The sequence below is a fragment of the Martelella sp. genome, assembly GCF_984369615.1.
In genome coordinates, this window is record NZ_CFHTCS010000225.1 from 1 (window position 1) to 7,312 (window position 7,312).

The 7,312-nt window shown below is 61.6% G+C and carries 7 protein-coding genes and 1 pseudogene; 7 read left to right on the forward strand and 1 reads right to left on the reverse strand.

The window, feature by feature from the left end; genetic code table 11:
• The 5 genes from AC5DC2_RS16215 to AC5DC2_RS16235 all read left to right on the forward strand — a co-directional run.
• Positions 1-568 (forward strand): LysR substrate-binding domain-containing protein (locus AC5DC2_RS16215; RefSeq protein ID WP_491699225.1); only part of this gene is annotated, 568 nt, incomplete at its 5' end.
• Positions 569-680: 112 nt separating this feature from the next.
• A complete protein-coding gene (locus tag AC5DC2_RS16220; protein ID WP_491699226.1) occupies positions 681-2,849 on the forward strand; it encodes a malate synthase G in 2,169 nt (722 codons plus the stop codon).
• Between the two features lie 251 nt (positions 2,850-3,100).
• Positions 3,101-3,643, forward strand: a complete 543-nt coding sequence (locus AC5DC2_RS16225; RefSeq protein ID WP_024706287.1) for a hypothetical protein — start codon at positions 3,101-3,103, stop codon at positions 3,641-3,643.
• 170 nt (positions 3,644-3,813) lie between these two features.
• The gene (locus AC5DC2_RS16230) at positions 3,814-4,518 is read left to right on the forward strand and encodes a sulfate transporter family protein (RefSeq protein ID WP_491699227.1); all 705 of its coding nucleotides are present in this window, start codon (positions 3,814-3,816) and stop codon (positions 4,516-4,518) included.
• 111 nt (positions 4,519-4,629) lie between these two features.
• The gene (locus AC5DC2_RS16235; RefSeq protein ID WP_491699228.1) at positions 4,630-5,487 is read left to right on the forward strand and encodes a D-amino-acid transaminase; all 858 of its coding nucleotides are present in this window, start codon (positions 4,630-4,632) and stop codon (positions 5,485-5,487) included.
• A 10-nt stretch (positions 5,488-5,497) separates the two neighbouring features.
• Here the strand turns inward: AC5DC2_RS16235 and nth are convergent, their stop codons facing one another.
• Entirely contained in the window at positions 5,498-6,250 is a 753-nt protein-coding gene (gene nth / locus AC5DC2_RS16240; protein WP_491699229.1) for an endonuclease III, read from the reverse strand.
• A gap of 21 nt (positions 6,251-6,271) precedes the next feature.
• Between nth and AC5DC2_RS16245 the strand changes: the two genes are divergently transcribed.
• Positions 6,272-6,763 carry a DUF2244 domain-containing protein gene (locus tag AC5DC2_RS16245; protein WP_024706290.1) on the forward strand — a complete coding sequence of 164 codons (492 nt, stop codon included), beginning with the start codon at positions 6,272-6,274 and terminating at the stop codon, positions 6,761-6,763.
• A gap of 75 nt (positions 6,764-6,838) precedes the next feature.
• Positions 6,839-7,258: pseudogene (locus AC5DC2_RS16250) on the forward strand (helix-turn-helix domain-containing protein); the annotation flags it as partial.
• Positions 7,259-7,312: the final 54 nt, after the last annotated feature.

Sequence of the window (7,312 nt, forward strand, 5' to 3'; positions counted from 1 at the left end):
GCCGGGCGTGGTCGCGAAGATCCGCAAGACCGCGCCCGGCATCGCGCTTGACATCAAGACGTCCAACGCCCTTTCCGACCTGATCCGCCGCGAGGCCGACATCGCCATCCGCCATGCGCGCCCTACCGAGCCGGAACTGATCGCCAAGCAGGTCGGCGTCACCTCGGCGACGATGTACGCGGCAAAGAGCTATCTCGACCGCCTCGGCCGTCCGGTGACGATCGATAAGCTGAAATCGGCGGATTTCTTCGGCTTCGAGTTCCGCGAGCAGCTCCTTCCCGTTTTTGCCGAGGAGGGGATCACGCTGACCGTTGATAATTTCCCTGTGATCACCGAAAGCGGCACGCTGGTGATGGAGCTGATGCGCACGGGACTCGGCATCGGGCTTTTGCTGAGGGAGGACGTCGCGCTGTTTCCCGATCTGGAAGAGGTGTTTCCGGCCTTCCGGCCGATCACCGTGCCGATCTGGCTGGTGACCCATCGCGAGCTTCATTCCAGCCGTCGCATCCGCGTGGTCTACGATATTCTCGCCGACCATCTCGCAAAACTTTCATCCGGCGGGCGGTGATAGTCCCTATTAACTCCATATCGGAAACAATATTTCAAATTCGCGCCGAATTGACCTCGTCGCTCGCGGCGCTACAGTGACGGCAGACATTTCATCCGAAAAGGCGTTTCCCATGGCTCGCATCGACAAACACGGCCTTCAATTCGACAAGACGCTCCATGATTTCCTCACCGAAAAGGTGCTTCCGGAAACCGGGGTCGACCCCGAGGCCTTTTTTGCCGGGTTTTCGGAGATCGTGCACGAACTGGCGCCGAAGAACCGCGCCCTTTTGAAAACCCGCGATGCCATGCAGGAGCGACTGGACGCCTGGTACAAGGAAAACGGCGCGCCGGCCGACATGGCGGCCTATGAGGCCTTCCTGCGCGAGATCGGCTATATCCTTCCCGAGGGCGAAGACTTCTCGGTTGAAACCGATAATGTCGATCCGGAGATCGCCACGATCGCCGGCCCCCAGCTTGTCGTTCCGGTGATGAACGCGCGCTATGCGCTGAACGCGGCGAACGCCCGCTGGGGCTCGCTCTATGACGCGCTTTACGGCACGGATGCGATTGCCGAGGATGACGGCGCGGAAAAGGGCAAGGGCTATAACCCGAAGCGCGGCGAAAAGGTGATCGCCTGGGCCAAGGCCTTCCTCGATGAAAACATCCCGCTTGCCGCCGGAAAATGGGCCGATGTCACCGGCTTCGGCTATGATGGCGGCGCGCTGATCGTCAAGACGGCGGCCGGCGAGACCGGCCTTGCCGATCCGGCGCAGTATGCCGGTTTCAGGCAAGAGGATGGCGATGCCTTCCGGCTCTATTTCGTCAACAACAACCTCCATGCGCTGGTGTTCGTCGATCCCGACAGCATGATCGGCAAGGATGATCCTGCGGGCATCGGCGATATCGGATTGGAATCGGCCATTACCGCGATCATGGACTGCGAGGATTCCGTTGCCGCTGTCGATGCCGAGGACAAGGTGCTCGCCTATTCCAACTGGCTCGGCCTGATGAAGGGCGACCTGACGGAGGAGGTCACCAAGGGCGGCAGGACGTTCACCCGTAAACTCGCCGAGGATGTCGAATTTACCGGACCGGATGGCAATCCGAAGACTGTGCCCGGCCGCTCGCTGATGCTGGTCAGGAATGTCGGCCATCTGATGACCAATCCGGCGATCCTCGATGCCGATGGCCGCGAGGTTCCGGAGGGCATCATGGATGCCGCCGTCACCGCGCTGATCGCGCTCTACGATATCGGCGAAAACGGCCGCCACATGAATTCGCGCACCGGCTCCATGTATGTGGTCAAGCCGAAGATGCACGGGCCGGAGGAAGTGGCGTTTGCCAACGAGCTTTTCGGCCGGGTCGAGAAGATCGTCGGCATGAAGCCGAACACGATGAAAATGGGCATCATGGATGAGGAGCGCCGCACCACGGTCAACCTCAAGGAATGCATCCGCGCGGCCAAGGACCGTGTCGTCTTCATCAATACCGGCTTCCTCGACCGCACAGGCGACGAGATCCATACCTCGATGGAGGCAGGCCCGATGATCCGCAAGGGCGACATGAAGTCGGCCCCCTGGATTGCGGCCTACGAGGACTGGAATGTCGATATCGGGCTCGAATGCGGCCTTGCCGGCCATGCGCAGATCGGCAAGGGCATGTGGGCCATGCCGGACCTGATGGCGGCGATGCTGGAAGCCAAGATCGGCCAGCCGAAGGCCGGCGCCAATACCGCCTGGGTTCCCTCCCCGACGGCGGCCACGCTGCATGCCACGCATTACCACGCCGTGGACGTGGCCAAGGTGCAGGAGACGCTGAAGGACCGCCCGCGCGCCAGCCTCACCAGCATTCTCTCCGTTCCCGTCGCGGTGCGCCCGAACTGGTCGGAGAAGGAGATCCAGGCCGAGCTCGACAACAATGCGCAGGGCATTCTGGGTTACGTCGTGCGCTGGATCGACCAGGGCGTCGGCTGCTCCAAGGTGCCGGATATCAATGATATCGGCCTGATGGAGGACCGCGCGACCCTTCGCATTTCCTCCCAGCACATGGCCAACTGGCTTTACCACGGCGTCTGCACCGAGGAACAGATCGTTGCGACCATGAAGAAGATGGCCGCCGTGGTCGACCGCCAGAACGAGGGCGATCCCGCCTATCGGCCTATGGCCGCGGATTTCGACGGATCGGTCGCCTTCCAGGCGGCGCTGGACCTGGTGCTGAAGGGCCGCGAGCAGCCGAACGGCTATACGGAACCGGTGCTGCATGCCCGCAGGCTGGAACGCAAGGCCAGGGACGCGGCCTGAAGCGCGCAAGGCTTGCGGCATTGCGCCGTCACAAAATGACGCCTTTTCAATGGTTTGATTGTGCCCGGCTTCGGCCGGGCAATTTGTTTCGCCCGCCTTGGGAAGTTCCCTCACAACCAAACCCTTAAGGTGTCGGGGCTTTCGCCAAGTCCTTAAATTCCCGTAATATTATTCATATTTCCACGCCACAATTTTGGCGGGAATCATTGGCTTCCTTCTGCCGCTGTCAACATGCAGAAAGGAAGACGTTTATGAGGATGCGTAAAATCGTCTATGCGGGTCTTGCCGCGACAGTCATTGGTGTTCTCTCGCTTCAGACCGCCGCCTCGGCCGCGGAAATGTTTGATTCCGGAGGCACGTGGAATGCGGCCTGCGACAGTGCGATGACCTGCCGCCTGACCACCAGCGAGATGCCGGCCGACGACGGCGGACTTGCCATTCCCGCCTTCGTCAAGGCCGACAAGCCGCATGCGCCGGTGATGATGGTACTGCCGACGATCACCGGGATGGAGACGCTCAATCGCGACGGCGTGTTCACGATTGCCGTCGACGGACATGACATCGTCTCGATCGCGGTCAAGGACCTGAAGAAGGACGATGCCGAAGGCGGTTACGTGACCCGCGACCAGGCCATCGTCCAGCCGGTTCTGGCAGCCGCCCGCGTCGGCAGGGACGAGATCATGGTCAGCTATCTGGGGCCCGACACCCAGGAAGTTGCGACCGCCGACCTGACCGGGCTCCACGCCAGCCTTGACTGGCTGTCTGAGCAGCAGCAGCCGGGCTCCGGTTCTTAAGGAACGGCCCGCGCCTGTATCGCGAGCCTCCGGTTTTCGCGATGCAGGCGCTCCTTTCATCGCTGGATGAACATACGGCGCTCCAGGCGGGCGCTTGCAGGGCGGCGGTCGGTGACCTAAATCGAGAGGGAAGCGCCCGCGCGGCGGACGCCAGGTCCGGGATATTGCCGATGCTTCTAAGTGCGGCGCGTCAAGCGCTAATGGATTTGATCGACCCCAAGATGCGCGGCATCCTGTGGAAGGTGCTGGGCCTCTCCCTGCTCTGCCTCGTCGCGCTGTGGTTTGCCATCCGCTCGCTGTTCCTGTGGCTCGCCTTCCCTCTCCTTGCCAACCTGTTTCCGACCATGCCGGAATGGACGGGCTGGATCACCTTCGTTCTGCTGATCTTGGCTGCCGTCGGCCTGGCGCTCGGGCTTGGGCTGCTGATGGCGCCGGTGTCCGCCTTTGTCGCCGGCATCTTTCTCGATGACGCGGCCGAGCATATCGAGCGCCTGCACTACCCTGACGATCCGCCCGGCACCGCCCTGCCGGTGCTCACGGCGATGAAGGAAGCGTTGAAATTCCTCGGCATCGTCATCCTCGGCAACATTTTCGCGCTGGCGCTTCTGCTCGTTCCCGGCGTCAATCTGGTCGCCTTCTTTCTGGTCAACGGCTATCTTCTCGGGCGGGAGTTCTTCGAGTTTGCGGCAATGCGCTTCATGGGGCCCGCCGCCGCCCGCGCGTTGCGGCGCGAAAAAGGCCTCACCGTGTTTCTCGCCGGTCTCGTCGTTGCCGGTTTCGTTGCGATCCCGATCGTCAACCTGGCGACGCCGCTGTTTGCCACGGCCTTCATGGTGCATATCGTCAAGCGGATGCGGGAAGACGCAGTGGTTTGATGCGTCGTTTTCGTTATTCTCGCAACGAACGACGAAGAATACGGTCTTGAATCGAAGACCCGACAAGGTTATGACCGTTTCATGGTGAAAAGGGCGAACAGGAGTTTGAAAATGGGGCGCATCGTTTATCTGAACGGAGAGTGGCTGCCGGAAGACGAAGCCAAGGTTTCAATCTTCGACCGCGGCTATGTCTTTGCCGACGCGATCTACGAGGTCACCTGTGTGCTCGACGGCAAGCTTCTGGATTACCCCGGCCATGCCGCGCGGCTGAAACGCTCCACGGATGCGATCGGCATCAAACTGCCCGTCGATGACGATGGACTGCTGGCGCTGCACCGGGAGATCGCCGAACGCAACGACATGCGCGAGGGCCTGATCTATCTCCAGGTCTCGCGCGGCAATCCCGGTGATCGCGACTTCATGTTCGAAAAGGACATGGCACCGACCTTCTCCATGTTCACCCAGAAGAAGAACGTGATCGAATCCGCCTCGGCGAAGAAGGGCATTACCGTGGTCACGCTCGAGGACCTGCGCTGGGGGCGTTGCGATATCAAGACGGTCCAGCTTCTTTACCCGAGCCTTGCCAAGATGGAAGCCCATGACAAGGGCGCGGACGATGCCTGGCTGGTAAAGGACGGTTTCGTCACCGAGCAGACCTCCGCCACCGCCTATATCGTCACCGCTGACGATGTGATCGTCACCCGCCCGCTGTCGCGCGTGGTGCTCCCCGGCATCACCCGCGCCTCGGCGCTGGAAATCGCCGCCCGCAACGGCTTCAAGGTGGAAGAACGCCCGTTTTCCGTCGACGAGGTCAAGGCGGCAAAGGAAGCCTTCTTTACCTCCGCCAGCAATTTCGTCACACCGGTCGTCGCCATTGACGGCGAGAAGATCGGAGATGGAAAGCCGGGCGAGATCAGCCTGAAACTGCGGGAGCTCTACATCGAAGACCGAAGGGCGAATGCGATCTGATTTCCGAAACTCATCCGATCGGCGCCAGCGGCGCCGGCATTTCTGAGGTCTTTTCCGCCGCCTTGCAGATATCGGCGATGACGCAGGCGGGACAGTCGGGTTTGCGCGCCTTGCAGACATAGCGGCCGTGCAGGATCAGCCAGTGATGGGCGTGGAAGAGGTAGTCGGGCGGAATGATCTTTTCGAGTTTCGCCTCCACCTCATCCGGCGTCTTGCCCGGCGCAAGTCCGATGCGGTTGGCGATGCGGAAAATGTGGGTGTCGACGGCGATCGTCGCTTGCCCGAAAGCCATCGACATTACCACATTGGCGGTCTTGCGGCCGACGCCGGGCAAGCTCACCAGTTCTTCGCGCGTCTTCGGCACCTCGCCGCCGAAATCGGCGATAAGCCGTTCGCTGAGCGCGATGACATTTTTCGCCTTGTTGCGATAAAGACCGATGGTGCGGATATAGGAGGCAAGCTTTTCCTCGCCGAGCGCCGCCATCTTTTCCGGCGTGTCGGCCACGGCAAACAGCGCTTTCGTCGCCTTGTTGACGCCGACATCCGTCGCCTGGGCCGACAACACGACGGCGACCAGAAGGGTGAAGGGATTGGTGTGCTCCAGCTCGCCCTTGGGTTCCGGCCGCTGCACCGAAAACCGCCGGAAGATCTCGCGGATCTCGTCCTTCGAATAGGCCGAGCGGGCGGGCGGGCGCTTGCCGGCGGACGCCGGATTTGACTTTTTCGCCCTTTGGGTGCTCACTTGTGGCTTGGCTTTTGTCATCTTTTTCTGATCGCTGACGCTATGACCGATGTGAATGCGTTCGAGGACCGGCCGGTGTTTTCGGCTGAACTTTTCCCCCATCGCTCTTTGGGGCGCAAGGGTTTTCGCGTGCTGCTCGCCATTGCCGCGCTCGGCTTCTTCCCGAATGCGCTGTGGTTCGCCGCCCATGGGGCCTGGCCGATCGCGCTTTACTGCGGCCTTGCCTTTGTCGCGCTCTACATCGCATTCCGGCTTTCCTACCGGTCGGCAAGGGTGCGCGAACATGTGTCCGTCTCCAGGCTTTCCGTTTCCGTGCGCAAGATCACGCCCTCGGGACGGATGAGCGAGACCCATTTCAACCCCTTCTGGACGCGGTTTGCCGTCGACCGCCACGAAGAATTCGGCATTACCGGCATGCGGCTCTTGAGTCGCGACGAACGGCTCGAGATCGGCGCCTTTCTCAATCCGGACGACCGGGAGAGCTTCGCCGCGGCGCTGAAACAGGCTCTGGCCACCGTCAAACAGCGCATTTGAGCGCCACGCGCAAGTTTCGGGTGGCGGCACGAAGCCGAAGCGTGTTTCCTTCCTGTTCCGAAGGAGGCCAGGACGATGAACGCCATTCTTGAAACCATGACCGAAGAACCCATCGAGATAACGCCCTCAGGCGCGGACTACGACGTCGTGCGCAAGGTCATCGCGATGATCAGCGAAGAGTACCGCGAGCAGCCGGGCCTCGAGACAATCGCGCGGCGGCTCGACATGTCGCCGACCAGTCTGCAGAAGACCTTTACCCGCTGGGCAGGGCTTTCGCCCAAGGCCTTCCTCCAGGCAATCACTCTCGACCATGCCAAGCGCCTGCTCGGCGAGGAGAAGCTGCCGCTGCTGGACACCTCCTACGAACTCGGGCTTTCCGGACCGGGCCGGCTGCACGACCTGTTCGTGACGCATGAGAGCATGTCGCCCGGCGAATGGAAGGCGGGCGGCGGCGGGCTCGTCATCCGCTATGGCTTTCACCCCTCCCCCTTCGGCTGTGATTAGGCGTGGAATAAGGACCCCGTTAGAGGGGTGATCGGCTTCCAAAAG